Here is a 25,219-nt window from a genome sequence, read left to right as displayed (position 1 = left end):
CCCATGCCGGAGCCCGCCTCCGGCATCACCGAACCGGTGAAGCGGCGTCCGCGGATCCCCGGCTGGCTGCGCGGCGTGATCTGGGCCGTGGTGGCGATCGCGGTGATGTCCACGGCTTCGTACTCCACCGGCGTTTCGGCGCTGACGTCGAGCAACACGACGTCGACGGCGCTGCGGCTCGCGCTGCCGATCCTGCTGTGTGCGCTCGGTGGCCTGTGGTCGGAGCGCGCGGGCGTGGTCAACATCGGCCTCGAGGGCATGATGATCCTCGGCACGTTCGGCGCGGCCTGGGGCGCGTACTACGGCGGCGTGTGGATCGGCCTGCTCTCGGCCATCGTGTTCGGCGCCATCGGCGGCCTGCTGCACGCGGTGGCGACGGTGACGTTCAACGTCAACCACATCGTTTCCGGCGTGGCGATCAACCTGCTCGGCCTCGGCGTCGCCAAGTACCTGGCGAACCTGATCTTCGAGCCGATCTCGGGCAACCCGCGCCAGTCGCCGCCGGTGCCGAAGTTCGACACGTACTCGGCGTCGGGACTGTCCGATTGGCTGGGCACGCTCGAGGACGGGCAGCGCGTGGCGATTTCGGACGTCGCCGGTGTGCTGCGTGGTCTGGTCACCGGCGTCGCGCCGCTGACGATGATCGCGATCCTGCTGGTGCCGGTCAGCTACTGGCTGCTGTGGCGCACGCGCTTCGGCCTCCGGCTGCGCTCGTGCGGCGAGAACCCGGTGGCCGCGGAGTCGCTGGGTGTCAACGTCTACCGGTACAAGTACCTCGGCGTGCTGATCTCGGGTGGCTTCGCCGGCATGGGTGGCGCTTCGCTGGTGCTGCTCAAGGGCGGCGCGGACTACCTCGAGAACCAGACCAACGGCCGCGGGTACATCGGTCTGGCCGCCATGATCTTCGGCAACTGGCGCCCGGGCGGCCTCCTCGGCGGCGCGGCGCTGTTCGGCTACGCCGACGGCCTGCAGCTCTCCGGCGGCGGCACGGCGGTGCTCGCGCTGCTGTACGGCGCCGTGATCCTGCTGGCGGTCATCGTGGTGGTGCAGCTGATCCGCCGCCGCTGGCTGGCGGCCGCGCTGGGCGTGGTCGGGGCCGGAGTGCTGTACGCGATCTACTGGACCAACGACACCCTGCCGAGCGATCTGATCCCGTACACGGCTCACTTCGTGACGCTGATCGTGCTCGCGGTGGCTTCGCAACGACTACGTCCGCCGAAGGCCGATGGCGCGCCCTATCGGCGCGGGGAGGGGGACTGATGTCCGCTGTGGATTGGGATGCGCTGCGTGCGGCGGCTGTTTCTGCGGCGGCTTCGGCTTATGCGCCCTACTCGGGCCTGCACGTCGGCGTCGCGGCCATCGTGGACGACGGCCGGATGGTCACGGGCTGCAACGTCGAAAACGCGTCGTACGGCTTGGGGTTGTGCGCGGAATGCACCATGGCGGGCCAGCTGCGGCTCTCGGGCGGCGGCCGGCTCGTGGCCGTCGCCTGCCGCGGCGGTGAAGGTGAGCTGCTGATGCCGTGCGGCCGGTGCCGGCAGATCCTGTTCGAGCTCGGCGGGTCCGCCTGCCTGGTCGACACGCCGCGCGGGGTGCTGCCGATGTCGGACGTCCTGCCGGACGCGTTCGGGCCCGAGGACCTCCCGTGACCTTCGCCGCGGTCGACATCATCCGCTTGAAGCGCGACGGCTTCCCTTTGCCGGATGCCCAGATCGACTGGGTCGTGGACGCGTACACGCACGGGGTCGTCGCTGAGGAGCAGATGGCCGCGCTGGCCATGGCCATCTTCCTGCGCGGGATGACTCCGGCGGAGATCTCGCGCTGGACGTCGGCGATGATCTCGTCCGGCTCGCGGCTGTCTTTGGACGTAGCCCGCCCGACCGTGGACAAGCACTCGACGGGTGGCGTCGGTGACAAGATCACCCTGCCGCTGGCGCCACTGGTCGCGGCCTGCGGCGCCGCCGTGCCCCAGCTGTCCGGCCGCGGCCTCGGCCACACCGGCGGGACGCTCGACAAGCTGGAGTCCATCCCCGGCTGGCGGGCGGCGCTGTCGTTGGACGAGATCACCGCGCAGCTGTCCTCGGTGGGTGCGGTCGTCTGCGCGGCCACGGAGGGTTTGGCTCCGGCGGACAAGAAGCTGTACGCGCTGCGGGACGTGACTTCCACGGTGGAATCCGTGCCGCTGATCGCGTCGTCGATCATGTCGAAGAAGATCGCCGAGGGCGCATCGGGCCTGGTGCTGGACGTGAAGGCGGGTTCGGGCGCCTTCATGAAGGACGTCGCTTCGGCTCGCGCGCTGGCTTCGACTTTGGTGTCGATCGGCGCCGACCACGGCGTTCCCACGACGGCGCTGATCACGGACATGAACGTGCCGCTGGGCCGCGCGGTGGGCAACGCCGTGGAGGTCGCCGAGGCGGTGTCCGTGCTGCAGGGTGGTGGACCCGCGGATGTGGTCTCGCTGACCGTGGCTTTGGCGCGGGAGATGCTTGCGCTGGCGGGGTTGTCCTCAGTGGATCCGGCCGCGGTGCTGGCTTCGGGTGAGGCTTATGAGACGTGGTGCCGGATGATCGCTGCTCAGGGCGGTGACCCTTCGGCTCCGTTGCCCCGGCCTTCGCACGTCCACGTGGTTCCGGCGCCTGCTTCGGGTGTTTTGGCTTCGCTGGACGCATACGCGGTGGGCGTGGCCGCCTGGCGGCTCGGGGCCGGGCGGGCGCGCAAGGAAGATCCGGTGCAGGCCGCGGCGGGGGTGTTGTGTCTGGCGAAGCCGGGAGAGGCTGTTGTGGAGGGGGAGCCGTTGTTGGAGCTGCACACGGATACGCCTTCGGCGGTGGCCGGAGCTCTTGAGGCGTTGTCCGGCGCGTTCACGGTGTCGGCGGCTGCTCCGGTACCGGGGCCGATCGTCCTGGAGACGATCCGGTCTGAGGCTGATTGACCGAGTCGTCCACACCATCGCCGAGTTGTGGCCAGTTTGGCGAGAGCTTTCGTCGGGGGTGGCCGATAGAACGGACGTGGGCCAGCCTCTTGGCAGGTCGGGGGTTTGTCTCGGGCCCCGGCCACATGTGCCGGCGACTCGCCGTCACCCGGACACAGAAGTGCCCCGCGCCCAACCCGGCGCGGGGCACTTCCACAAACAGGACTAAACCTCACTCACCAGCAGAGTCTTCCGGCTCCGACCCGTTCTTCGCCTTCGGGTCCACCGCCTTCGGGGAGCGGCCGTTGCGCGAGCTGCGCCGCGGCTGGCGCGGGGCGGGTGCGGGCGGGGCGATCTGCTGCACGGCCGGGCCGCCGCCCAGCATGAGCTCGGCGAAGGTGGCCATGGCTTCGTCCAGCTGGCCGCCGATGCGGCGCACGGACTCGTCGTTGGAGCGGCGCACCAGCGAGTCGACCGAGTCGGTGTCCGGCTGCTTGGCCAGGGTGCCCTCGACCTTGGACAGGCCGGTCTTGATCGAGCCGTCGAGGTCGCCGAGCTGGGAGACGAAGCCGTCTTCGACCTTGTCGAGGCGGTTGCCCAGATCGTCGAGGCGCTGGGTGACCGTGTCGAGGCGGTTGACGAGGCCCTCGAGGCGCTCGGAGGCGTCGACCATCTCGCCGGTCTCGGTGATGGCGGTGCGCAGGGCGTCGGTGTTGGCGCCGATTCGCTCGCGAGTGGCGCGGTCCAGCTCGTCGACGCGCGAGCGCAGCTCGTGGTCGGCCGTCTCGATGCGTTCGCGCAGGCTCGCGTCCGCGGTCTCGATGCGCTCGCGCAGAGCGGCCTCGGCGAGGTCGATGCGCTCGCGCACCGGGCCCTGCGTGGTCTGCGGGATCGAGTCGAGCTTGGCGTCCTGCTTGTCCAGGTGGCCGCCCAGCTCGTCGAGCCGGCGGTGGATGTTCTGGAGCTTGTCCTCGAGCCCGTCCATCCGGCCGGCGACACCCTCGAAGCGCGCGGCGACGCCGTCGAGCCGGCCGTCGAGCTGCGCGAACGGCTTGGCCAGCTTGTCGACGATGCTCTCGACCGCGTGCGTGAGGGCGGCGATCGCGTTGTCCTGGGCTTCCAGGCGCGTCATGGCCTCGTCGAGGCGCTCGGCGATCACGCCGACCTCGGTGCGGTCGGGCATCTCGGACAGCCGCTTGCGCACGGCGCCCAGCGAGTCGACGGGGGCGAGCCGGGCGTAGATGTCGTCCAGCGCGTCGAAGATCTGCTGCTGTTCGCTCTCGCGCACTTCGGCCGCGCGCACCAGCATGTTGCGCATCCGGTCGAAGGACGGAGCCGCAATGTGGTTGTCAGTGGTCACTGCTGTGTCCTTCGTCGGCGGGGAAATGGAAGGGACGTGGCACGAAGCTTATCCAGTGAAAAATTGCTGTGCGTATGGGGCCCGCCAAGACGGGATAACGGCGTCGTTACCCGGATGGCCGATTCCATCCTTGATCGTCAAAGCTGAGGGTTGCCTCGGCGCTGAGAGTTACCGCCATGTAGGGGAATGACAACGAGACTACCGTTGGTGCATGTCAGACGTAACCCCGCTCGACGCGGCGACCCTGCGCCGAGCCCCCAAGGTCCTGCTGCACGATCACCTGGACGGCGGCCTTCGCCCGGCCACCGTCGTCGAGCTCGCGCAAGCGACGGGCTACGACGCCCTGCCGACCACCGACGTCGACGCCCTCGGCCGCTGGTTCCGCGAAGCCGCCGATTCCGGCTCGCTCGTGTCCTACCTGGAGACGTTCGCCCACACCTGCGGCGTGATGCAGACCGAGGAAGCGCTGGTCAGAGTTGCCGCCGAGGCGGTGGAAGACCTTGCGGCCGACGGCGTGGTCTACGCCGAGCTCCGCTACGCACCCGAGTTGTTCGTCGAGCGCGGCCTGTCACTCGATGCGGTGGTCGAAGCGGTCCAGACCGGTATCGATGCAGGAACACAGCGCGTGGCCGCCGCGGGCGGTGCGATCAAGGTCCGCACGTTGCTCTGCGCGATGCGCCAGCACGCGCGGGCCCTCGAGATCGCCGAGCTGGCCGTGCGCCACCGCGACGCCGGCGTGGCGGGCTTCGACATCGCCGGTCCCGAGGACGGCTTTCCGCCCACCCGCAATCTCGACGCATTCGAGTATTTGCGACAGAACAATGCGCATTTCACCATTCACGCGGGTGAGGCGTTCGGTCTTCCCTCCATTTGGGAGGCCATTCAGTATTGCGGTGCCGAACGGCTCGGCCACGGTGTGCGGATCATCGAGGACATCAAGACCGATTCGGACGGAACCGTCCACCTTGGACGGCTCGCGAGCTACGTTCGGGACCGCCGCATACCCCTGGAGATCTGCCCGACGTCGAACGTGCAGACGGGCACCGTCGCCTCGTTCGCCGAGCACCCGATCGCCCAGCTCGCCCGGCTGCACTTCCGGGTCACGGTGAACACCGACAACCGGCTGATGAGCGGATGCACGATGACCAGTGAATTCACCGCTCTGGCGACCACGTTCGGGTTCGGTCTCGATGATCTTCGCTGGTTCACGATCAATGCCATGAAATCCGCGTTCCTCGATTTCGACACCCGGTTGTCGCTGATCAACGACGTGATCAAGCCCGGGTACGCCGCGCTGGCCTGACGTCCTGCTGCGCCGGACGCAACCACCTCGATGGTGGTTGCGTTCCTTAGCATGCCCAACTAAAGTTCATAATGTAGGAATAAATTCTCAATATATGAGACGGTGACGAAGATGGCGCAGGTCGCGGCCGGTGAGTCGATACGCGAAAAGCCGAGTTCTCGACGGTGGCTCATCCTCGCGCTCGGCCTCGCCGCGCAGACCGCGAGCTGTTGTTTCCTCTACGGGCTGCCCTTCCTGGTGCCCGCGATGCGCGCCGCCGACGACCTCACGCTCGCCGAGGCCGGCACCGTGGTGGCCGCGCCGAGCGTCGGCCTGCTGCTCACCCTGATCGTGTGGGGCGCGGCTGCGGACCGTTACGGGGAGCGGTTGATCATGGCCCTCGGGCTGGGTGCGTCGGGGTTACTCCTGGTGTACGCCGCGCTGTGGCATCACCCGGTCGGGGTTCTCCTGGGCGTGTTCCTCGTTGCCGGAGCGTGCACGGCCTCGGTCAACGCGGCCAGCGGCCGCGTCGTGATGGGCTGGTTCTCGAAGTCCGAACGCGGCATGGCCATGGGCATCCGGCAGACGGCGCAGCCGCTCGGGGTCGGCGTCGCCGCGCTGGGCCTGCCGCCGCTGGCCGCGCGCTGGGGTTTCCAGACTGCGGTGCTGCTGCCCGCCGCGCTGGCGATCCTGGTGGCGCTGCTGGTCGCGGTGTTCGTCGTGGACCCGCCGCGGCCGCCCCGGGCTGTCGCGGAAAAGCCTCCTTCGCCGTACCGCAAGCCGTGGCTCTGGCGCGTGCACGGGGCGAGCGCGCTGCTGGTGGTGCCGCAGTTCGCGGTGTCGGCGTTCGCTCCCGTGTACCTCGTGTCGCAGCACCAGTGGAGCCCGTCGCAGGCCGGCGTGTTCCTCGCGGTGGCTCAGGTGCTCGGCGCGCTGGGCCGCCTGGCATCGGGCTACTGGTCCGACCGCGTCGGCAGCCGCCTGCGCCCCATGCGGCAACTCGCGGTGGCCAGCGTGGCCGTGATGCTCCTCGTCACCCTCGGCGACGCGACCTGGCTGTGGCTCGTGCTGACCGCCCTGGTCCTCGCGGCTGTTGTCACCGTCGCGGACAACGGCCTCGGCTTCACGGCCTCCGCGGAACTCGCGGGCGTCGCCTGGTCGGGACGGGCGATGGGCACGCAGAACACCGCGCAGAACATCGCGGGGGCGCTGACGCCACCACTGCTGGGGCTGGTGATCGGGGATTCGCGGTACGCGTTGGCCTTCGGGGTGGTGGCGGTCTTTCCCGCGTTGGCGGTTGCTGTGGTGCCGGTGCGAGCGGAGGGCTGACGAAAAAGGCCACCCGGGGCAAGCGCCTTCGGGTGGCCTTCAACGTCAATCAGGAACCTCAAACCACCGTCAGCCGGTTCTCGAACGACTCCACCAGCTTGCGCCAGGCGCTCTGCTCCGTGTCGAACGGCGCGCTCGGCTCCAGGCGGGTCGGGTCCGGCCGCAGGACGAAGGAGACCAGCCAGCCGAGGCTTTCGTTCTGGGAGAGGGCCGTCTCGACGGAGTCGTCCTCCGCCCAGTCGGCCGCGTCGGTGATGAGTTCGACGGCGAGCTCCAGCTGGTTGGGGTCGATGGACTCGACGCCCTCGGCGATGTCGTCGTCGATGCCGGTGAGGATGTAGGTGTTCTCGGCGTCGATGTCGATTTCGAGGTCGCCCGCGGCGGCCTTGGTGAGCACGTCGTCCCAAGTGGACACGTCGGCGAGGTCCGTGTCGGCCACGTCCTTGCCGTCCTTGAGAGCGGCGAGCAGGGCCTTCTCCGACGGGAAGACGTCGATCTCGCCCTCGCTGCCGAGGAAGATGGGCTTGTCGTCGAGGTAGCAGCGCAGCGTGTAGTACTCGGCGCCGGCCGTGACGATCTTGATCGGGTCGATGCCGACCTCACCCCAGAAGCCGACGGGCTCGTCGTCTTCCTCGTCCTCCGAAGGCGCGTCCACGGCCTCCAGGTCCTCGGGCTGCGCGGCCTCGGCTTCGGCGGACTCCTCGTGGAACGCCGCCAGCTCCTCGGCGGTCTGCTCAAGCACCGCGGCGTCGACCTCGGGCACGGTCACGAGGTTGTCGATCGCGTCGAGCACGATGTCCCACTTCTCGGACACGGCCTTCGACAGGTCGTTCCACAGGGCCTCGCCCTCACGGCCGGTGAACGGCAGCCGGCCCTGCTCCAGGAGCGAGAAGCCCTCGTACGCGTCGAGGACCTCGTGCACCTCTTCGAGCTCGCACACGTCGGCGAGCGAACGGACGATGCCGACGATCTCCGCGAGCTCCCCGATCGTCCACGAGTCGGGCTCCTCGGCGACGAGCTCGGGCACGCCGACGAGGTCGTAGGAGTGGTCGTCGTCCGGGATCAGCTCGGGCACGTTGAGCGCCGGCACCGCGTCCCACGCCGGGTGGTCGAGCAGGTCGTGCTGGTCGGACGTGCGCACGAAAGCGGCCAGGTGAGCGGCGTCGGGGAAGGCGTACAGGTCGTCCTCGTCGCCGAGGAAGGCTTCCCATTCCTCGCCGTCCTCCCGCCACCGCGGAGCCCACAGGGTGACGACGTCGCCCTGCGGCAGCCCGAGCTCGATCGGGATGATGTCCTGTGCCATGCCTGAACCCTCCGGAGTAACGCCCGTGTACGCGCGCGTGGCCGGAAGTATCCCCCGGTCGGTGCGCGGTACCGCGAAGCCTACGGGTTGGGGCAAGCACCCGCGATCGCCCCTGGAGAACTGACGGCCCGGGGATGGCACGATGGGCAGCGCGATGACACTCACAGACCTCCTGCCAGCGGATCCCGACGCCGACACCCTGTTCGAAGCCTTCTCCACGTGGACGGCCGAGCGGGGCATCCAGCTCTACCCGGCCCAGGAGGAGGCGCTGATCGAGGTCGTCTCCGGCGCCAACGTGATCCTCTCGACGCCCACGGGTTCCGGAAAGAGCCTGGTGGCCGTCGGTGCCCACTTCACCGCGCTCGCCCACGGTCGCCGCAGCTACTACACCGCGCCGATCAAAGCGCTGGTCTCGGAGAAGTTCTTCCAGCTCATCGACATCTTCGGGGCCGACAAGGTCGGCATGATGACCGGCGACTCCAGCGTCAACGCCGATGCGCCGATCATCTGCTGCACCGCCGAAATCTTGGCGAACATCGCGTTGCGCGACGGTGCCGACGCGCCCGTGGGCCAAGTCGTGGCCGACGAGTTCCACTTCTACTCCGAGCCCGACCGCGGCTGGGCGTGGCAGGTCCCGCTCATCGAGCTCACCGGCGCCCAGTTCGTGCTCATGTCGGCCACACTCGGCGACGTCACGTTCTTCCAGAAGGACCTCACCCGGCGCACGGGCCGCTCGACCGCCGTCGTCACCTCGGCGCAGCGGCCGGTGCCGCTGACCTTCCGCTACGCGCTCACGCCGATCCACGAGACCATGTCCGAGCTGCTCCACGGCGGCCAGGCGCCCGTGTACGTGGTGCACTTCTCGCAGGCCGCCGCGATCGAGCGGGCGCAGACGCTGATGAGCATCAACGTCACCTCCAAGGCCGAGAAGGAGGCCATCGCCGACCTGATCGGCGACTTCCGTTTCGCGGCGGGCTTCGGCAAGACGCTCTCGCGGCTCGTGCGCCACGGCATCGGCGTGCACCACGCCGGCATGCTGCCCAAGTACCGGCGGCTCGTGGAGACGCTCGCGCAGTCCGGTCTGCTCAAGGTGATCTGTGGGACGGACACGCTCGGCGTCGGCATCAACGTGCCGATCCGGACGGTCGTGTTCTCCGCGCTGACCAAGTACGACGGCGTGCGGCAGCGGCACCTGAAGGCGCGCGAGTTCCACCAGATCGCCGGACGCGCGGGCCGCGCCGGGTACGACACCGACGGGTACGTGGTGGTGCAGGCGCCCGACCACGTCGTCGAGAACGCGAAGGCGCTGGAGAAGGCCGGGGACGACCCGAAGAAAAAGAAGAAGATCGTCCGGAAGAAGGCGCCCGAGGGGTTCGTCAACTGGACGGAGAGCACGTTCGACCGCCTGATCGCGGCCGAGCCCGAGCCGCTGACATCCAGTTTCCAGGTGTCGCACTCGATGCTGCTGAACGTGATTTCCCGGCCGGGCAACGCGTTCGACCACATGCGCCACCTGCTGGAGGACAACCACTCGGACCGGCCCACCCAGCGGAGGCTGATCCTGCGCGCCATCGCGATCTACCGCGCGCTGCTGGCCGCGGGCGTTGTGGAGCGGCTGTCCACTCCGGACTCGGAAGGCCGGATCGTGCGGCTGACGGTGGATCTGCAGTTCGACTTCGCCTTGAACCAGCCGTTGTCGCCGTTCGCGTTGGCGGCGGTGGAGCTGCTCGACGTGGACTCGCCGTCGTACGCGCTGGATGTCGTGTCCATTGTGGAATCCACGGTGGACAACCCGAGGCCGGTGCTGTCGCAGCAGCAGTTCAAGGCCCGCGGCGAGGCCGTGCAGGCCATGAAGTCCGAGGGCATCGAGTACGACGAGCGGATGGAGCTGCTCGAGAACGTCACGTACCCGAAGCCGCTGGAGGAGCTGCTGTCGGCGGCGTTTGCCAGTTATCGGCAGGGCCACCCGTGGGTGGCGGACTACGAGCTGTCCCCGAAGTCCGTGGTGCGCGACATGTACGAGCGGGCCATGAACTTCGTGGAGTACGTGGGCTTCTACCAGCTCGCGCGCTCCGAGGGCCTGGTGCTGCGGTACCTGGCGGACACCTACGACGCGCTGCGCCACACCGTCCCGGACGAGGCGAAGACCGAGGCGCTGCAGGACCTCATCGAATGGCTCGGCGAGCTCGTCCGCCAGGTCGACTCCAGCCTCCTGGACGAGTGGGAAGCCCTGCGCCACCCGTCCGCTCCGGATGCCCCGCTTTCCGTGCCGGTCGAGCCGCCCGCGGTCACGCGCAACGAACGGGCCTTCCGCGTGCTGGTGCGCAACGAGCTCTTCCGCCGCGTCGAACTCGCCTCCCGCCGCAACTACTACGCCCTGGGCGAGCTCGACGCCGCCACCGGCTGGGACGCCGACGCCTGGGAAGACGCCATCGAGGACTACTTCGACGAGCACGCCACGTTGGGCACCGGCCCGGACGCCCGCGGCCCGGCGTTGCTGCTCATCGAACAGGCCCCGGACATCTGGCGCGTCCGCCAGATCTTCGACGACCCCGCGGGCGACCACGACTGGGGCATCAGCGCGGAGGTGGACTTGCGCGCCTCGGACGAGGTGGGGTCGGCCGTGGTGCGGATCGTCGACGTGAACCAGCTCTGACGGGGTTGGGGCCTCGTCGGGGTGGGGGGTCTCGGTCGTTTGAACGGTGCTGTCTGCTGGCTGTTCGCTGACACGGAGCCCGTGCCACAGAGCGGCCTCGCGGTCGGAGGCGAACTTGGGCTTGCCGGAAGTGCGGTCGGTTTCGTCGGTCAGCGGCCGGCCCGACTGCCGGGGCGCTGTTGACCAGTGCCCCAGCCCCGCGGGAGACAGACCGCGACGAGGGTGTCGGGTCAGGGTGGCAAGGGTCGTTGAAAACCGGCACATCAGGTGAAGACCCCGAAAACGAACTGCGTCACAAACCGCGCCGCGACCTCTCCGGCGCGGGTTAACGTCCAGCGGAAGAAGGAGGTGTGCCGTGGTCGACTGGGCTGGGTTCGTCCCCTCCGCCATCCTCGTCTCGCTGATCCCCGGGGCCAACCAGCTGCTGGGCCTGCGCAACGCCGCACGCCACGGCGTCGGCCGCGCCATGGCGGGCATCGGGGGGCGGTTCGCGGCGTTCGTGGTGCTGATCGGGCTCGTGGCGGGCGGGCTGGGGGCACTGCTGGCGGCGTCGGCGGAAGTGCTCACGGTGCTCAAGTGGGTGGGCGTCGCCTACCTGCTGTGGCTGGGGATCAGCAGCGTGCTGCGCGCCCGGCGAGAGATCACGCAGCCACCCGAAACGAGCGCCCGGTCGGTGATCACCACGGAGTTCTTGGTGGCCATCAGCAATCCCAAGGCGTTGCTGCTCTTCGCGGCGCTGCTGCCGCAGTTCGTGGAGGGTGCGGGGGCGCCGCGGGCGCTGGCGGAGCTGGGGGTGGCGTACCTGCTGGTCGAGCTCGTCGTCGGGTTCGGGTACGTGCTGATCGGCCGCGCCATCGGGGCGTCCGGGATCAAGGCGAAGACCCGGCGCAAGGTCGACGCGGGGTCCGGCATCTGCTTCCTGGTGCTGGCGGGCGTTCTCGCGGCCGACGCGTCACTCTGACACCGGGCGCGCGGCCGCCAGTTCGAGCAGTGGCTCCGCGGCCGCCGTGTCCGTGACCAGCGTCGAAACCATGCCCGAGCGCAAAACCGCGTCGACGGCCTCCGCCTTGGGACGGCTGTAGCCGATCGCGATCACCTCGGGCACGGCGAGCAGCTCCTCGGTGCTGATGGCGAGCACGTGGTGCGCCAGCCCGGTCGACAAGGCGTTTCCCGAAGCGTCGAACAACCGGGCCGCGACCTCGGCGGTGGCGCCGCGCGCGGCGATGGCGGCGCGTTCGGCTTCGTCGAGGGCGTCGTACACCGTGGACTCGCCGGGGGACCACGCGCCAATGCTCACGACGGCCTTCGTGAGCTTGCCGAACTGCCCGAAAGTCTCCGCGATGCCGGGCTGGTGGCGCAGGATGTCCGTGGTCCGCCGGTCCGGCAGCACGAGCGGGCCGAAGATCGGATAAGCGTCGCCGCCGGAGACCGAGGTCACGCGGCTCACGGTCTCGACGGAGCGCCCGCGCATGTCCATGCCGGCCTGCACGCCGCACAACTGCACGATCGGGCAGCGCGGAAGTGTTCTGATGGCCTCGGTCATCGCGTTGACCGACCGGGCCCACGAGAGCCCGATGACGTCCGTCGGGCGGGCGATCTCTTCGAGGAGGTGGGCGGCGAGCGTCCCGATCTTCTTCCGCACGACCTCGCGCGGCTCCTTCGCGGCCGCTCGTTCGAGCACCAACGCGCGACGCAGCCCATACGCGCGCCGGACCTCATCGGACAGCTCCACGTCGACGGGCGCGGGCAGGTGGAACTCCACGCGCACCAGACCCGTCTCGCGGGCGGTGTCGAGCAGCCGGGCGACCTTGAAGCGGCTGACGCCGAACTCCTCGGCGATCTCCAGCTTCGAGCGGCCCTGCACGTAGAAGCGGCGGGCCATGGTGGCCAGCTCCAAGCTCGCGGTCAGCAGCGGCTGGGCCTTCTTCCTGCTCATCTGAGCACCATAACGCGGAATCTGCCCTCAAAGGTTGACGGAACGCCTAGAAAACGCCTGTAATGCTTCCACTCATTAGCTGCGTCCTACGTTAATAACGCTCAGATGAGCGCTAGGAAGGGGATGAGGCATGCGTGCCGCGATCGTGGACCGGCCCGGGGAGATCCGGGTCGGCGACGTTCCCGATCCGAAGCCCGGAGAGCGCCAGGTCGTCGTGAAGGTCGGCGCCTGTGGCATCTGCGGGACCGACCTGCACATCGCCGACGGGCACTTCCCGCCGACGCCGTACCCCATCGTTCCCGGTCACGAGTTCGCCGGCGAGATCGTCGAGCTCGGCGCCGACGTGCCGGGCGAGTGGAAGGTCGGCGACCGCGTGGCCGTCGACCCGTCGATCTACTGCGGGTACTGCACGCCGTGCCGCAGCGGCCACGGCAACCTGTGCGCCAACTGGGCCGCCACCGGCGACACCGTGAACGGCGCCTTCGCCGAGTACGTCGCCGTGCCCGCCGACACCTGCCACAAGATGCCCGACTCGATGACGTGGGAGCAGGGTGCGCTGGTCGAACCCGTCTCGTGCGCTGTGCACGGCGTGCGCCGCATCGGCGTCGAGGCCGGCGAACGGTTCCTCGTGGTCGGCGCCGGCACGATGGGCCTGATCATGCAGCAGCTGCTGCAGCGGGCCGGCGCCCACGTGACGGTGGTCGACCGCAACGCGAGCCGTCTGCCGCGGGCCACCGAACTCGGGGCCACGGCCGTGGCCGAGGAAGTGTCTGCTTTGGACGGTGAGCTCTACGACGCCGCCGTCGACTGCACCGGCGCCGCGCCCGCCATCGAGTCGGCGTTCGACGCGCTGCGCCGCGGTGGCCGGCTGCTCGTCTTCGGCGTCGCGCCCGCCGAGGCCCGCGTGGCGCTCTCGCCGTTCCGCATCTACAACGACGAGATCACCATCGTCGGGTCGATGGCCGTGCTCAACAGCTACGGCAACGCCCTCGACCTCGTGGCGAGCGGCTTCATCGACACCGACGCCCTGATCACCGACACGCTGCCGCTGGAGCAGTACCCCGAAGCGCTCGCCAAGATGCGCAGCGGCTCGGGCCTCAAGATCCAGGTGCTCCCCGGAGGTGGCCGTGCGTAACCTCCTGTGCCTCCTTGCCGCAACAGCGTTGTTCGTCACCGGATGCGCCGGAGCCGGATCGTTCGGCAACGGTGGGCGGACGCTCGTGATCGCGATCGTCTCGAACCCCCAGATGAAAGACGCCATCTCGCTCTCCGGTGAGTTCGAGAGGGCGAACCCGGGCGTGCACCTCAAGTTCGTCTCCCTGCCGGAGAACGAGGCGCGCGCGAAGATCACCGCGTCCACCGCCACGCAGGGCGGCGAATTCGACGTGGTGATGATCAGCAACTACGAAGCCCCGCAGTGGGCGGCCAACGGCTGGCTCGAGAACCTCGAGCCGCACATGCAGGACACGCCGGGGTACGACGAGAACGACTTCATCCCCAGCATCCGGCAGTCGCTGTCGTACGAGAACAAGATGTACGCGGTGCCGTTCTACGGGGAATCGTCCTTTGTGGTCTACCGCAAGGACCTGTTCGCCAAGGCCGGCATCACCATGCCGGCGCACCCCACGTGGCAGCAGATCGCGGGTTACGCGGCGAAGCTCGACGACAAGAACGCCGGCATCTCCGGCATCTGCCTGCGGGGCAAGCCCGGCTGGGGCGAGAGCCTCGCGCCGTTCACCACGGTCGCCAACACCTTCGGCGCGCAGTGGTTCGACAAGGACTGGAACGCGAAGCTCACCAGCCCCGAGTTCACGCAGGCCGCCAACTTCTACGTGAACCTCGTGCGCGACCACGGTGAGGTCGGTGCCTCCAGCGCCGGGTTCTCCGAGTGCGGCACGCGCTACGCCCAGGGTCAGGCCGCGATGTGGTACGACGCCACTTCGATGACCGGCACCACCGAGGACCCCTCCAGCAGCAAGGTCGTCGGCAAGAACGGTTACGCGCCGGCGCCCGTCGAGAAGACGCAGGCCAGCGGCTGGCTCTACACCTGGGCGCTCGGGATCCCGAAGGTCGCCAAGGACTCCGGCGACGCCTGGAAGTTCATGGCCTGGATGACCGACAAGGCGTACGCGAAGAAGGTGGGCGAGACCTACGGCTGGAACCGCGTGCCGCCGGGCACCCGCCAGTCGACGTACGAGATCCCGCAGTACCGCGACGCGGCGAAGGCGTATGCCCAGCCGACGCTCGACGGGATCGCCGACGCCAACCAGCAGAAGGCGATGGTGAACCCGGTGCCCTACCCCGGCATCCAGTTCGTCGGGATCCCGGAGTTCCAGGATCTCGGCACGCGCGTCAGCCAGCAGCTGTCCGCGGCGATCGCGGGCCAGACATCGGTGGCGGACGCGCTGGCGCAATCCCAGAAGTACGCGGCCACAGTCGGCGAGTCCTACCAGGCGGTGAAGCCATGAGTGAGCTTGCGATCGAATCATTCAACACTGCGCATTCGGCTCAGGCTGCACCGAGCTCCAGCGAGGTGAGCGCATGAGCACGCTCTCAGTCCCCGCCGGTACCGCGCCGGCCGCTACCCGCACGACCAACACCAAGAAGGTTTCGAACAAGGCCGGGAAGCGGCGGCTGCCGCTGCTGCCCGCGTTGATCTTCGTGATCGCGGTGACGCAGATTCCCTTCCTGCTCACCATCTTCTACTCGTTCCAGTCGTGGAACCTCGTGCGGCCGGGTTCGCGCCACTTCGTCGGCTTCCAGAACTACGCCGACGTGTTCACCGACTCGACGTTCCTCGGGGCGCTGCTCAACACCGTGGTGCTGACGGTGGTGTGCGTGTTCCTGTCGCTGCTGCTCGGGCTCGGTCTCGCGATCCTGCTGGACCGCAAGTTCGCCGGTCGCGGTTTCGTGCGGACGCTGCTGATCACGCCGTTCCTGATCCTGCCCGCGGCCGGCGCGCTGCTGTGGAAGACCACGATGTTCGACCCGACGTACGGCCTGCTGCACTTCGTGTTCGGCACCGACGTCGACTGGCTTTCGCAGTTCCCGCTCGTCGCGGTGATGGCGCAGATCATCTGGCAGTGGACGCCGTTCATGATGCTGCTGACGCTCGCCGGCCTGCAGAGCCAGCCGAAGGACGTGCTGGAGGCCGCGTCGGTCGACGGCGCCGGCCGCTGGCGCACGTTCGTTTCGATCACGCTGCCGCACCTGTCGCGGTTCCTGCAGCTCGCGACGCTGCTCGGTGCGATCTACATCGTGAACAGCTTCGACGCGATCTTCCTGATGACCCAGGGCGGCCCGGGTACGGCGAGCACGAACCTGCCGTTCTACATCTACCAGCGCGCGTTCGAGGGCTTCGACATCGGCCAGTCGTCGGCGATGGGTGTGGTGGTCGTGATCATCACGATGATCGTGGCGACCTTCGCGCTACGCCTGATGTTCCGTGCGTTCTCTGTGGACGGAGGCACGAAATGACCACGGTTCCTCTGCGGCGCGAGCGGCGTTACGGGCCGGGCACGCTCACCGTCGTCACGTGGGTCCTGGCGATCCTCTTCGTGTTCCCGCTGCTGTGGATGATCCTCACGGCGTTCAAGCAGGAGTCCGACGCCTACACCGACCCGCCGAAGCTCTTCTTCAGCCCGACCTTCGACCAGATCTCCGGGGTGCTGAAGGGCGGGTTCCTGCCGTACCTGGCGAACTCGGCGTTCGTCACGGTGGTCTCGACGCTGCTGGTGCTGCTGCTCGGCATCCCCGCCGCGTACGCGCTTTCGCTGGCGCCGGTGAAGAAGACGAAGAACGCCCTGAGTTTCTTCCTGTCCACCAAGATGCTGCCGATCGTGGCCGCCATCATCCCGCTGTACGTGATCTCGCAGAACACCAACCTGCTCGACACGGTGTGGGCGCTGATCATCCTGTACACGTCGATGAACCTGCCGTTGGCCATCTGGATGATGCGGTCGTTTTTCCTCGAGGTGCCCGGGGAAATGATCGAGGCCGCACACATCGACGGTGCCACTTTGCCGACGTTGCTGCGGAAGATCATCATGCCCGTGGTGGCGCCGGGTATCGCTGCCACCGCGTTGATCTGCGTGATCTTCTCGTGGACGGAGTTCTTCTACGCGGTGAACCTGACCGCCGCTCGCGCGGGGACGGTGCCGGTGTTCCTGGTCGGGTTCATCACCAGTGAAGGGCTGTACTGGGCGCAGCTTTCGGCGGCTGCGCTGCTGGCGTCGCTGCCGGTGATGATCGTGGGGTGGTTTGCGCAGAACCACCTGGTGCGCGGGTTGTCGATGGGTGCGGTGAAGTAAGCGCCGTGGGGTGGCCGCTCCGGATCGGCGGGGCGGCCACCCGTTCAGCTCGGCTGGAAGTCAGGCCAGCGCGGGGGAGAGCACCGACGCCACCATCGCCCGCAGCGATTCGGTGTCGCCCTCGCCTGTGCGGTCGGCCAGGTGCAGGTGGCCGGCGCCCACCACCGTCGGGGCGAGGACGGCCACGTCGGCGTCGGGGGTGAGGCGGCCGAGGGCCTGTTCCGCCGTCAGGTAGCGCCGGAGCATCACCGCGATGTCCGAGGCCAGTGGCACGCCGCCGCCGGGGCGGGCGGTGCGGAGGCGGTGGCGGAGTTCGTCGCGGAAGGTGATCAGGGCGACGATGGACACGGCGACGGAGGAGAAGACCTCGGTGAGCGCCGAGGAGACGTTGTCGACGACCGAGCCCCTGCCGGCGGTGGCGACGAGGGTGTCGGAGAACGACTCGACGCGGGTGATGCGGTCGAGCACCAGCTCGGTCAGGAACCCGTCGAAGTCGGTGAAGTGCTTGTGCAGCACGCCTTTCGCGCAGCCGGCCTCCTCGGTGACGGCGCGGCTCGTGAGGGCGCTCGGGCCGTCGCGGAGCAGGACGCGCTCGGCGGCGTCGAAGAGCTGGGTGCGCACGTCGCGGAGGTGGACACCGGTCGGCAACAAGAACTCCTGGCACTAGTGGGCAGTTGCCCACTACGGTGGGCGTATGCCCACTTTACCGGAACCGCATCAGTTGAGGCAGACCGCCGAGTCGTTCGGGGTCGATGCCGAACGCTACGACCGGGCGCGGCCGAAATATCCGCAGGAGTTGATCGACCGGCTCGCCTTCGGCGGCCAGGAGGTCCTCGACGTCGGTACCGGCACCGGCATCGTCGCGCGGCAGCTGCGGCAACGCGGCAAAACCGTGCTCGGCGTCGAGCCCGACGAGCGGATGGCGGAGTTCGCGCGCGCCACGGGGATCGACGTCGAAGCCGGCACGTTCGAAGGCTGGGACGCGAAGGGGCGCACCTTCGACGTGATCACCGCGGGGCAGGTGTGGCACTGGGTGGATCCGCGCAAGGGCGGCGAGAAGGCGAACGCACTGCTCAGGCCCGGCGGAGTGCTCGCCCTCTTCTGGCACCTGTTCCTGCCGCCCGAGGACATCGCACGGGCGTTCGGGGAGGCGTTCACCCGGGCCGTCCCGGAGTCGCCGATCAAGTTCGACCGGCAGAAAGCGCCGACGCCCGATGCGTACCAGCCGTTGGTGGACAAGACGTTCGGGCGTGGTTGGCGCAGGCCCGAGCGGCACGTCTACGAATGGCAGCACGTGTACACCCGCGTCGAGTACCTCGACCTGCTCCTCACGCAGGGCGGTCTCACGCGCACGACAAAAGAACAGCAGCAGGCAGTGCTGACCGCCGTGGGCGCCGCCATCGACGCCCACGGCGGTCAGTTCACCTGCGACTACACCACGGTGCTGTTCACCGCGGCGAAATGATCACTCCTGCAGCGAAAGCGCCTGGCTCGGGCACACGTTCACGGCCTCGCGCGCCTTGTCCACGAGCTCACCCTCGGGCGTCTCGTTGAGCACGATCACCGTGCCGTCGTCCTCGCTCTGGTCGAACAGGGCGGGCTCGGTGAGCACGCACTGACCGGCGCCGACGCACTTGCCGGTGTCCGCGATGATCTTCATGACTTCCTCTTCCTGGCTCGTGGTGGGAGCGGTTGTTGTCTACCAGCTGACGGGCAGGCAGTGCAGCCCGTACACCGATGCTTTTTCCTTGCCCGGGATTTCGCCGACGTCGACCGCGAGCTTCAACGCGGGAATCCGCCGGAACAGCGTTTCGAACACGATCTCCAGCTCGGCCCTCGCGAGGTTCTGGCCCAGGCACTGGTGCGGCCCGTACCCGAACGCCACGTGGTGCCGGGCGCCGCGGTCGAGGTCGAGCACCTCCGGCGAGCCGAACACCGACCGGTCCCAGTTCGCCGCGTACAACGAGGGGAGCACAGCTTCGCCGGCCTTGATCAGCACACCGCCGAGCTCGACATCGGCGACGGCCACGCGCAGCGGGACCGTGTCCGTGATCGAGAAGAACCGCAGCAGCTCCTCGACCGCGGCCGGTGTCCTGCTCTTCTCGGCCGTGATCGACTGCAGTTGACCGGGGTTTTCCAGCAGCCCGAGGACCCCGACCGCGATCATGTTCGCCGTGGACTCGTGCCCGGCCGCCAGCAGCAGGAACGCGAGCCCGACCAGGTACGCGTGGTCGTAGGTGCCCGCTGCCCGCGTCTCGGCGATCTGCCGGCCGAGCAGGTCGTCGGACGGTGCGGCCGCCTTCGCGGTGACCAGCTCGACGAAGTAGCCGTGCAGCCGCAGGTAGGTGGCGGCGATCTCGTCCGGCGGATTGGCCCGATCGAACAGCTTCGCGGTGTTCTCCTGGAAGAACGCGTGATCGGCGTACGGCACCCCGAGCAGCTCGCAGATCACCAGCGACGACACCGGCAGGGCCAGCGTCGTCACCAGATCAGCGGGGCTGCCGGCCGCGAGCAGATCGTCGATCGCGCTGCCGACGATCTCCTGGATCCGCGGGCGCAGTGCGTTCACCCGCCGCAGCGTGAACTCCCCGAGCACGGCGCCGCGAGCCGCCCGGTGCTCGGCCGCGTCCATGCCGAGCATCGTGCGGATCGGCTCCTCGCCGCTCGCGCGCGACAACCGCGGGAAGCCGGGTTTCGCCCGGTCCGAGGAGAAACGCGGATCGCCGAGCGCGGTTCGCACGTCTTCCCAACGGGTCACGAACCACGCGAATGACCCGTTGGGAAGGCGAACTCGCACAACGGATCCGGCCGGATCCGCGTGCAGCTCCGGTTGCCGGAACGGGCAGGTCCGCGCGACCGGCAACTCGGGAGTGCTCATGATGTCGATCTTTACCAGGTCACGGGAAGCCGGTACAGCCCGTAGATCGACGCATCGTCCTTGAAGGGCAGGTCCTCTACCGGAGCGGCCAACTTCAACGACGGAATGCGCCGGAACAGCGTGTCGAACACGATCTGCAGCTCGGCCCGCGCCAGGTTCTGGCCCAGGCACTGGTGCGGCCCGAACCCGAAGGCCACGTGGTGGCGCGCACCGCGCGTGATGTCCAGCTTCGCGGGCTCGGCGAACACCGCCGGGTCCCAGTTGGCCGTGTAGCCCAGTGCCAGCACACCTTCACCCGCGCGGATGGTGACGCCACCCAGCTCGACGTCCTCGACTGCGACGCGCGCGGTGGCCGTGTCGACGATCGTGAAGTAACGCAGCAGTTCCTCGACCGCGTCGAGCGTCCTGCCGGGATCGGCCTTGATCGTCTCGAGCTGCGAAGGGTTCTGCAGCAGGCCGACGGTGCCCAGCGAGATCATGTTCGCCGTGGTCTCGTGGCCTGCGATGAGCAGCAGGAAGGACAAACCCACCACCGCGGCGTGCTCGTACGTGCCTTCCTCGCGCAGCTTCACGATCTGCCGGCCCAGCAGGTCGTCGCCCGGGTCGGCCTCCTTCGTGGTGACGAGCTGGTCGAGATAGCCGCGGATGCGCTCGAACGCCGCCTGCCGCTCCTCGAAGCTCACCGTGCGCTTGAGGATCTTCGCCGTGTTCTCCTGGAAGAAGTCGTGCTCGGTGTACGGCACGCCCAGCAGTTCGCAGATCACGAGCGACGGCACCGGCAGCGACAGCGCCTCGACCAGGTCCACGGGCTTGTCCGAAGCGAGGATGTCGTCGATCAGCCGGTCGACGATCTCCTGGATCCGCGGCCGCATCGCGTTCACGCGCTTCACGGTGAACTCGCCCAGCACGGACTTGCGCGCGGGGCCGTGCTCCGGCGCGTCCATCGTGATCATGGTGCGCTCGGCGTTGGTGCGGCGGAAGACGTTGCCGCCCTTGACGAGGATCGGGAAGTTCTCGTTGAAGCGGTCGGAGGAGAAGCGGCGGTCGCCCAGGACCGCCCGCACGTCCTCGTGCCGCGAGACGACCCAGGCTTCCTTCCCGTCGGGGATCTTCACGCGGGTGATCGGCTGTTCCTCGCGGATCTGCGTGTACTCCTCGGGTGGCGCGAACGGGCACTTGCGCGCCACCGGCAGTTCGAGCTCTTCGACCGTGGTCATCGCTGCTCCTTCACCAGGTCACGGGCAGTTCGTAGAGGCCGTAGATGAGGGCGTCGTCCTTGACCGGCAGGTCGTCGACGTCGACGGCCAGCTTCAGGGAGGGGATGCGCCGGAACAGCGTGTCGAACACGATCTGCAGCTCCGTGCGCGCGAGGTTCTGGCCCAGGCACTGGTGCGGCCCGAACCCGAACGCCACGTGGTGGCGCGCCCCGCGTTCGATGTCGAACGCCTCCGAGTCGTCGAACACGCTCGGGTCCCAGTTGGCCGCGTACGCCATGACCACCACGCCTTCGCCGGCCTTGATGGTCACGCCGCCGATCTCGACGTCCTCCTTCGCCATGCGGGCGGTGTTGTCCACAATGGAGAAGTAGCGCAGCAGCTCCTCGACGGCCGGCAGCGTCTTGGCCGGGTCGGCCTTGATCAGCTCCAGCTGGTCCGGGTTGCGCAGGAACGCGACGGTGCCGAGCGAGATCATGTTCGCCGTGGTCTCGTGCCCCGCCGCGAGCAGCAGGAACGCGAGGCTCACCATCTTCTCGCGGTCGTAGGTGCCTTCCGCGCGCCGCTTCACGATCTGCCGGCCGATCAGGTCGTCGCCCGGCGCGGCTTCCTTGCCTTCGATCAGCTTCGCCAGATACCCCTGCACGCGCTCGAACGCGGCGCGCCGATCTTCGGGCGTGGTGGCGCGATTGATCAGCCGCTTGGTGTTCTCCTGGAAGAAATCGTGGTCTTCGTAGGGCACACCGAGCATCTCGCAGATCACGAGCGACGGCACCGGCAGCGCGAGCATCTCGACGAGGTCCACGGGGCCTTCGGTGGCGAGGATGTCGTCGATCAGCCCGTCGACGATCTCCTGGATCCGCGGCTTGAGGTCGGTCACCCGCTTGACGGTGAACTCGCCGAGCACGGCCTTGCGTTCGGGACCGTGCTGCGGCGCGTCCATCGCCAGCATCGTGCGCTCGGCCTCGGTGCGGCGGATGACGTTGCCGCCCGGGACCAGCGTCGGGAAGTCCGGGTTGAACCGGTCGGCGGAGAAGCGCGGGTCGTTGAGCACGGCCCGCACGTCCTCGTGCCGCGAGACCACCCAGGCTTGTTTGCCGTCGGGAATCCGCACCCGGTGCACGGGGGCCTCTTCGCGCGTGGCCGTGTACTCCGCCGGCGGCGCGAACGGGCACTTCCGGGCGACCGGGAGTTCCTCCATCGCGGTCATGCTTCCTCCCTCACCAGGTGACGGGCAGACAGTCGAGACCGAAGATCGCGGAATCGTGCTTGAACGGCAGCTGGTCGACGGGGGCGGCCAGCTTCAGGGTCGGGATGCGGCGGAACAGCGTGTCGAACACGATCTGCAGCTCCATGCGCGCGAGGTTCTGGCCGAGGCACTGGTGCGCGCCGAAGCCGAACGCCACGTGCTTGCGCCCGCCGCGGGTGATGTCGAGCTTGTCGGGCTCGGGGAAGGCGTCGTCGTCGAAGTTGGCGGCGTAGCTGAGGCCGATCACGCCGTCGCCGGCCGGGATCGTGACGCCCGCGATCTCCACGTCCTCGGTGGCGACGCGCGTGGTCGCGAACTCGGCGATGGTGAAGTAGCGCAGCAGCTCCTCCACGGCAACGAGCGTCTTGCCGGGGTCGGCCTTGATCGCTTCGAGCTGGTCCGGGTTCTCCAGCAGCGCGACGGTGCCGAGCGAGATCATGTTCGCCGTGGTTTCGTGACCGGCGATGAGCAGCAGGAACGCGAGCGACGTGAGGTCGTTGCGGTCGTACTCGCCCTCTTCGCGCTTCTTCGCGATCTGGCGGCCGAGCAGGTCGTCGGTGGGGGTCTCCTCCTTGGCCGCGACCAGCTTGTCGAGGTACTCCTCCAGCGCGATCACGGACTCGAGCCGCTCGTCGGAGCTCACCTCGCGGCTGAGGATGCGCGAGCTGTGCTTCTGGAAGAAATCGTGGTCGGCGTAGGGAACGCCGAGCTGCTCGCAGATCACGAGCGACGGGACCGGCAGCGAAAGCGCCGAGACGAGGTCGGCGGGCTGGTCGCCGGCCAGGATCGCGTCGATGTGCTCGTCGACGATCTCCTGGATGCGCGGCTGAAGGGCCTTCATCCGCTTCACGGTGAACTCGCCGACGACCTCGCGGCGCGCGGGGCCGTGCTCCGGCGCGTCCATGTTGATCAGCGACGGGTTGAGCTTGCGCTCGCGCCGCGGCGCCCCGTCGCGGAAGAGGACCGGGAAGCCGGGGTTGAAGCGGTTGGAGCTGAACCGGGGGTCGTTCAGCATGGATCGCACGTCCTCGTGCTTCGACAGCACCCAGGCGCGCTGGCCGGAGTCGAGCTGGACGAGCTTCGCCCGCTCGTCCTCGAAACGCTCGTATTCCGGCGGCGGCGCGAACGGGCACGTGCGCGCCATCGGGAAGCTGGCGAGCTCGGGTTCGGCAACTTCTGTCATGGTGGGATCCCCTTTTGGTGGTTTTGAACCTTTACGCAATGTATGTGGAGGATTACATTCCGGTTCATTCGCCACGGTACCCAAGTGGACGATCTTCGTCCACTAGCAAAGGGGTGACTGATCGCGTGTTCAGTAACCCTAACGTCGACCATGCGAGAATTTGCCCGCGTGAGAGTTCCCGGCGAGCGGAAGGTGGGCCATGAGCGCGGATCCCCAGGTGCCCATGCGTGCCGACGCGCGGCGCAACCGCGACCAGATCATCGCCGCGGCGCGCTCGATCTTCTCGGAGTTCGGGCCGGAGGTGCCGATGGAGGAGATCGCGCGGGCGGCCGGCGTGGGTGTCGGCACGCTGTACCGGCGGTTTCCCGACCGGGAAGCGCTGATCAGGGCGGTGGCCGTCGACAACTTCGCGCGGGTGCTCGACGACGCGCGGGAAGCGGCCGAGCAGGAGCCCACGTCGTGGCTTGCGCTGGTGCGGCTGCTGTACCAGTCCGTGGAGCTGCACCTCTCAGTGCAGCTGGCGATGCTGTCGAAGAAGGCGCACGAGATCCTGAAGGAAGACCCGGCGATCGCCACTCTTCGCAACGAGCTGCTGGTGGAGCTGGAGTCCATGGTGCGGGGTGCGCAGGCCGAGGGCGCGCTGCGCGCTGACGTCGCCGAGGGTGATGTGGCGATGCTGTTCGCGCTGCTGCTGCGCCAGCTGGAGTCGCCGTCGCCGGAGGTCGCGCAGATGTCCACCGCACGCAGCATCGCCATCATGATCGACGGGCTGCAGGCCCGGCCGGGCACGCCGCTGCCTGGGCGGCCGCTGAGCAGGCACGACATCCACTAATTCGTTCTTTTCGACGTTTCAGCCTGCCCGGGGTTGCGTGGTTGCGGCTGATCCCACACCGGGCCATCCCGCGCTGGAGGTGGGCGTCTTTCTTGGTGAGAGCGGTTGAGGTGAATGAATCACCGAGACTCACTCACCGGGTGGAGGGGCTACCCGGTCGCACCAGGGAGGAGTGTCCGAAATGACCACTCGCAAGCTGATCAGCCGTGTTGTCGCCGGGGTCGCGGTGGCCGGTCTGGCCGCGGGGATGACCACGCTCGCGGCGGGTGCCGCGAGCGCCGCGCCGTCGCCTGAGTCCAGCGTGCAGCCGTGCACGGCGAACCAGTTCACGACGTCGCTGGTCATGCGCGGTGAGGCCGCGAACAACCGCTACGCCGGCATCCAGATCACGGCCAACCAGGGTGAGCGCTGCTCGCTCACGCCGCAGCTGCCCGTGACCCTCACCGGCGCCCACGACGTGCTGGTCGACTACGAGATCCCGGCCGACGCGCCGTCCGTGGCCATCGCCGATGGTTCTTCGGCGTGGGTGCCGCTGCACTGGACCGGTGTCGAGGCTCCGGCGCAACAGGAGACACCGAACGGCATCTCCATCGCAGCGCCTTCGCACTCCAACGCGCACGGTGACTACATCGACCCGTCGGTGTTCATGGACTGGACGCTCGGCGCGGTCGACGCCGGCTCGCAGAGCCACACCATCGACGTCGGCGCGGTGACCGCGGGTCCCGTGCCCGAGTGATCTTCGGGAAGAACCGGGGCGGGCGGCACCAGCAGGGGGA

The 25,219-nt window shown here is 68.5% G+C and carries 23 protein-coding genes; 14 read left to right on the top strand and 9 right to left on the bottom strand.

The features are described 5' to 3' along the window. Nucleotides 1-3: 3 nt before the first annotated feature. Genes ACWEOE_RS07790 through ACWEOE_RS07780 form a run of 3 tightly spaced genes read left to right on the top strand, consistent with a single transcriptional unit; the run spans nucleotide 4 to nucleotide 2,932 of the window. Nucleotides 4-1,260, top strand: coding sequence for an ABC transporter permease (locus tag ACWEOE_RS07790; protein ID WP_452005397.1), 1,257 nt, complete (start codon nucleotides 4-6; stop codon nucleotides 1,258-1,260). Next, a complete protein-coding gene (locus tag ACWEOE_RS07785) occupies nucleotides 1,260-1,649 on the top strand; it encodes a cytidine deaminase (RefSeq protein ID WP_452005395.1) in 390 nt (129 codons plus the stop codon). The genes ACWEOE_RS07790 and ACWEOE_RS07785 overlap by 1 nt, the downstream gene beginning before the upstream one ends. Further along, nucleotides 1,646-2,932, top strand: coding sequence for a thymidine phosphorylase (locus ACWEOE_RS07780; RefSeq protein ID WP_452005392.1), 1,287 nt, complete (start codon nucleotides 1,646-1,648; stop codon nucleotides 2,930-2,932). The genes ACWEOE_RS07785 and ACWEOE_RS07780 overlap by 4 nt, the downstream gene beginning before the upstream one ends. Nucleotides 2,933-3,143: 211 nt before the next feature. Here ACWEOE_RS07780 and ACWEOE_RS07775 read toward each other — a convergent pair whose 3' ends face one another. Beyond that, entirely contained in the window at nucleotides 3,144-4,271 is a 1,128-nt protein-coding gene (locus tag ACWEOE_RS07775) for a PA containing protein (protein ID WP_452005389.1), read from the bottom strand. Nucleotides 4,272-4,482: 211 nt separating this feature from the next. Between ACWEOE_RS07775 and ACWEOE_RS07770 the strand changes: the two genes are divergently transcribed. Both ACWEOE_RS07770 and ACWEOE_RS07765 read left to right on the top strand, forming a co-directional pair. Then, complete coding sequence (locus tag ACWEOE_RS07770) at nucleotides 4,483-5,574, top strand: adenosine deaminase (RefSeq protein ID WP_452005387.1); 1,092 nt, start codon at nucleotides 4,483-4,485, stop codon at nucleotides 5,572-5,574. Nucleotides 5,575-5,685: 111 nt separating this feature from the next. Continuing rightward, complete coding sequence (locus ACWEOE_RS07765) at nucleotides 5,686-6,882, top strand: MFS transporter (RefSeq protein ID WP_452005384.1); 1,197 nt, start codon at nucleotides 5,686-5,688, stop codon at nucleotides 6,880-6,882. Between the two features lie 58 nt (nucleotides 6,883-6,940). Here ACWEOE_RS07765 and ACWEOE_RS07760 read toward each other — a convergent pair whose 3' ends face one another. Continuing rightward, nucleotides 6,941-8,185: a primosomal protein gene (locus tag ACWEOE_RS07760; protein ID WP_452005381.1), complete on the bottom strand. Its 1,245-nt coding sequence runs from the start codon at nucleotides 8,183-8,185 to the stop codon at nucleotides 6,941-6,943. A gap of 154 nt (nucleotides 8,186-8,339) precedes the next feature. Here ACWEOE_RS07760 and ACWEOE_RS07755 point away from each other — a divergent pair, with 154 nt between their 5' ends. Together ACWEOE_RS07755 and ACWEOE_RS07750 are read left to right on the top strand one after the other, a co-directional pair. After that, complete coding sequence (locus ACWEOE_RS07755) at nucleotides 8,340-10,841, top strand: DEAD/DEAH box helicase (RefSeq protein WP_452005378.1); 2,502 nt, start codon at nucleotides 8,340-8,342, stop codon at nucleotides 10,839-10,841. Between the two features lie 355 nt (nucleotides 10,842-11,196). Then, a complete protein-coding gene (locus ACWEOE_RS07750) occupies nucleotides 11,197-11,802 on the top strand; it encodes a LysE family translocator (protein ID WP_452005375.1) in 606 nt (201 codons plus the stop codon). Here ACWEOE_RS07750 and ACWEOE_RS07745 read toward each other — a convergent pair. Continuing rightward, a complete protein-coding gene (locus ACWEOE_RS07745) occupies nucleotides 11,794-12,777 on the bottom strand; it encodes a sugar-binding transcriptional regulator (protein WP_452005373.1) in 984 nt (327 codons plus the stop codon). The genes ACWEOE_RS07750 and ACWEOE_RS07745 overlap by 9 nt on opposite strands. Nucleotides 12,778-12,907: 130 nt before the next feature. Between ACWEOE_RS07745 and ACWEOE_RS07740 the strand changes: the two genes are divergently transcribed. From ACWEOE_RS07740 to ACWEOE_RS07725, 4 genes are all read left to right on the top strand, one after another. Further along, nucleotides 12,908-13,912 (top strand): zinc-dependent alcohol dehydrogenase family protein, encoded by a 1,005-nt coding sequence (locus ACWEOE_RS07740; protein ID WP_452005370.1) that lies wholly within the window; start codon nucleotides 12,908-12,910, stop codon nucleotides 13,910-13,912. Continuing rightward, nucleotides 13,899-15,245 (top strand): ABC transporter substrate-binding protein, encoded by a 1,347-nt coding sequence (locus tag ACWEOE_RS07735; protein WP_452005367.1) that lies wholly within the window; start codon nucleotides 13,899-13,901, stop codon nucleotides 15,243-15,245. The genes ACWEOE_RS07740 and ACWEOE_RS07735 overlap by 14 nt, the downstream gene beginning before the upstream one ends. Nucleotides 15,246-15,318: 73 nt before the next feature. Next, nucleotides 15,319-16,254 (top strand): carbohydrate ABC transporter permease, encoded by a 936-nt coding sequence (locus tag ACWEOE_RS07730; protein ID WP_452005364.1) that lies wholly within the window; start codon nucleotides 15,319-15,321, stop codon nucleotides 16,252-16,254. Beyond that, the gene (locus tag ACWEOE_RS07725) at nucleotides 16,251-17,087 is read left to right on the top strand and encodes a carbohydrate ABC transporter permease (RefSeq protein ID WP_452005361.1); all 837 of its coding nucleotides are present in this window, start codon (nucleotides 16,251-16,253) and stop codon (nucleotides 17,085-17,087) included. Before ACWEOE_RS07730 ends, ACWEOE_RS07725 begins: the two co-directional genes overlap by 4 nt. Nucleotides 17,088-17,147: 60 nt before the next feature. Here the strand turns inward: ACWEOE_RS07725 and ACWEOE_RS07720 are convergent, their stop codons facing one another. Next, entirely contained in the window at nucleotides 17,148-17,735 is a 588-nt protein-coding gene (locus tag ACWEOE_RS07720) for a TetR/AcrR family transcriptional regulator (protein ID WP_452005359.1), read from the bottom strand. Between the two features lie 46 nt (nucleotides 17,736-17,781). Between ACWEOE_RS07720 and ACWEOE_RS07715 the strand changes: the two genes are divergently transcribed. Beyond that, nucleotides 17,782-18,552 carry a class I SAM-dependent methyltransferase gene (locus ACWEOE_RS07715; RefSeq protein ID WP_452005356.1) on the top strand — a complete coding sequence of 257 codons (771 nt, stop codon included), beginning with the start codon at nucleotides 17,782-17,784 and terminating at the stop codon, nucleotides 18,550-18,552. Here ACWEOE_RS07715 and ACWEOE_RS07710 read toward each other — a convergent pair whose 3' ends face one another. From ACWEOE_RS07710 to ACWEOE_RS07690, 5 genes are read right to left on the bottom strand one after another with little or no spacing between them, the layout of a single operon-like run. Next, on the bottom strand, nucleotides 18,553-18,747 hold the full coding sequence (locus ACWEOE_RS07710) for a ferredoxin (RefSeq protein ID WP_204091560.1): 195 nt from the start codon (nucleotides 18,745-18,747) through the stop codon (nucleotides 18,553-18,555). 39 nt (nucleotides 18,748-18,786) lie between these two features. Further along, nucleotides 18,787-19,965, bottom strand: a complete 1,179-nt coding sequence (locus tag ACWEOE_RS07705; protein ID WP_452005353.1) for a cytochrome P450 — start codon at nucleotides 19,963-19,965, stop codon at nucleotides 18,787-18,789. Between the two features lie 11 nt (nucleotides 19,966-19,976). Beyond that, on the bottom strand, nucleotides 19,977-21,182 hold the full coding sequence (locus tag ACWEOE_RS07700) for a cytochrome P450 (RefSeq protein ID WP_452005350.1): 1,206 nt from the start codon (nucleotides 21,180-21,182) through the stop codon (nucleotides 19,977-19,979). A gap of 10 nt (nucleotides 21,183-21,192) precedes the next feature. After that, nucleotides 21,193-22,389, bottom strand: coding sequence for a cytochrome P450 (locus tag ACWEOE_RS07695; RefSeq protein WP_452005348.1), 1,197 nt, complete (start codon nucleotides 22,387-22,389; stop codon nucleotides 21,193-21,195). A 10-nt stretch (nucleotides 22,390-22,399) separates the two neighbouring features. After that, the gene (locus ACWEOE_RS07690) at nucleotides 22,400-23,611 is read right to left on the bottom strand and encodes a cytochrome P450 (protein ID WP_452005345.1); all 1,212 of its coding nucleotides are present in this window, start codon (nucleotides 23,609-23,611) and stop codon (nucleotides 22,400-22,402) included. A gap of 199 nt (nucleotides 23,612-23,810) precedes the next feature. On the opposite strand from ACWEOE_RS07690, the gene ACWEOE_RS07685 reads away from it, so the two are divergent. After that, complete coding sequence (locus ACWEOE_RS07685; protein WP_452005342.1) at nucleotides 23,811-24,443, top strand: TetR/AcrR family transcriptional regulator; 633 nt, start codon at nucleotides 23,811-23,813, stop codon at nucleotides 24,441-24,443. Nucleotides 24,444-24,624: 181 nt separating this feature from the next. Next, entirely contained in the window at nucleotides 24,625-25,179 is a 555-nt protein-coding gene (locus ACWEOE_RS07680; RefSeq protein ID WP_452005339.1) for a DUF4232 domain-containing protein, read from the top strand. Nucleotides 25,180-25,219 lie beyond the last annotated feature (40 nt).

This window comes from Amycolatopsis sp. NPDC004368, assembly GCF_053602515.1.
This window is presented reverse-complemented; position numbering and strand designations above follow the sequence as displayed.